This window comes from Pseudoalteromonas sp. TB64 (assembly GCF_000498095.1).
Classification (GTDB): domain Bacteria; phylum Pseudomonadota; class Gammaproteobacteria; order Enterobacterales; family Alteromonadaceae; genus Pseudoalteromonas.
The window spans coordinates 1-1,036 of the sequence record NZ_AUTQ01000011.1 but is presented as its reverse complement, the minus strand read 5'-3'; the positions used below and the strand labels follow the sequence as shown (position 1 = coordinate 1,036).

Sequence of the window (1,036 nt, the reverse complement as noted above, 5' to 3'; positions counted from 1 at the left end):
CCACTGGCTGATGTGAGTACGCCTGTCACTGAATGACAAAGGGTTGCTAATATATCGTCTGTGCTGATGACCTTACTTTTGCTCATTTAATCTTCTCTTTTATGCTTATTATTCATAATTCTAGTCAAGCTACTGAATTTATCACTGACTATCCAGTATAAAATGTTAAAATAGCATCATTATTTTTCAAGAGACTGCCTTCGTGACCATAAAAGACAGTATTTATGCCTCTGAGCAACAAGTAAAAGATTTTAGCTTTGATCAAAATGTAGTCGAAGTTTTTCCAGATATGATCCAGCGCTCGGTACCGGGCTACGCAACTATTGTAAGTACAATGGGTAAACTTGCGGGTGAATACGCGCAAAGTAACTCAAATCTTTATGATTTAGGCTGCTCACTGGGCGCAGTAACGCTTAGCATGCGACGAAATATTCGCACCGATAACTGCCATATAATAGCGGTAGATAACTCTCAAGCTATGGTTGAGCGTTGTAAGGTACATTTACAAGGTTTTAAATCAGATGTGCCTGTTACTGTTACTTTGGGCGATATTAACGAGCTTGAGATTCAAAACGCCTCTGTGGTGGCAATGAACTTCACGCTGCAGTTTATTCCTCATGCTCAGCGCCAAGCCGTACTTGAAAAAATATACGCTAATTTAAAACCAGGTGGTGTATTGCTATTAAGCGAAAAAATTAAAGCCGAAAACGAGCAATGCGACTATTTATTGATTGATTTGCACCACGACTTTAAACGACACAATGGTTACTCTGAGCTTGAAATAAGCCAAAAGCGTACCGCCATCGAAAACGTTATGCGCCCAGATACACTAAGCGCTCACTTTACTCGCTTACAAGATATTGGTTTTAGCCAAACTCAAGTGTGGTATCAATGTTTTAATTTTTGCTCAATGGTAGCAATTAAATAAAGAGAGTCATCCATGTCTCAATGGTTTAACCAATTTTACGCATCTATCGCACAAAGCCCACTTAGTCACTGGCTGGAAACCCTTCCGGCACAATTAAAACATTGGCAG

The 1,036-nt window shown here is 39.7% G+C and carries 2 protein-coding genes; one reads left to right on the top strand and one right to left on the bottom strand.

Translation table 11 applies throughout. The features are described 5' to 3' along the window. The coding region (locus L647_RS1000000125705; protein WP_139015412.1) for a DUF3334 family protein at window positions 1–86 on the bottom strand (86 nt) is incomplete at its 3' end. Window positions 87–202: 116 nt separating this feature from the next. On the opposite strand from L647_RS1000000125705, the gene cmoA reads away from it, so the two are divergent. Beyond that, window positions 203–928 (top strand): carboxy-S-adenosyl-L-methionine synthase CmoA, encoded by a 726-nt coding sequence (gene cmoA / locus L647_RS0100430; protein WP_024609464.1) that lies wholly within the window; start codon window positions 203–205, stop codon window positions 926–928. Window positions 929–1,036: the final 108 nt, after the last annotated feature.